This is a genomic window from Candidatus Thiosymbion oneisti, assembly GCF_004359955.1.
Lineage (GTDB): Bacteria > Pseudomonadota > Gammaproteobacteria > Chromatiales > Chromatiaceae > Thiosymbion > Thiosymbion oneisti.
This window is the reverse complement of record NZ_SMSC01000180.1, coordinates 1-320: the sequence shown is the minus strand read 5'-3', so window position 1 is coordinate 320 and position 320 is coordinate 1. Positions and strand designations below refer to the sequence as shown.

Here is a 320-nt window from a genome sequence, read left to right as displayed (position 1 = left end):
TTGTCGATGATGGCGCATTCGATGGTCTTGATGGTGACCGGGGCGTCGTGCAGGTTCAGGGTGCAGGCGGCCTCGCAGGGGGCGGGGCAGATGCGCCCGGTGAACTCCGGGAAGTTGTTGGTGGCGTGCAGCACCTCGATGGCCGCCTGCCAATCGCCCCGGTACACCAGGTCGTTCCAGTCCGGAATCAGGTTGTCTACCGGACAGCCTTCATGGCAGTAGGGAATGCCGCAGTCCATGCAGCGGGCGCCCTGGATGCTCAGGTCCGTGTCGGCGAGGGGGATGAGGAATTCTCGGTAGTGGACGACGCGATCGGCGGC

The 320-nt window shown here is 65.0% G+C and carries 1 pseudogene; it reads right to left on the bottom strand.

The window, feature by feature from the left end:
• Positions 1-320: pseudogene (gltD, locus tag E1958_RS19905) on the bottom strand (glutamate synthase); the annotation flags it as partial.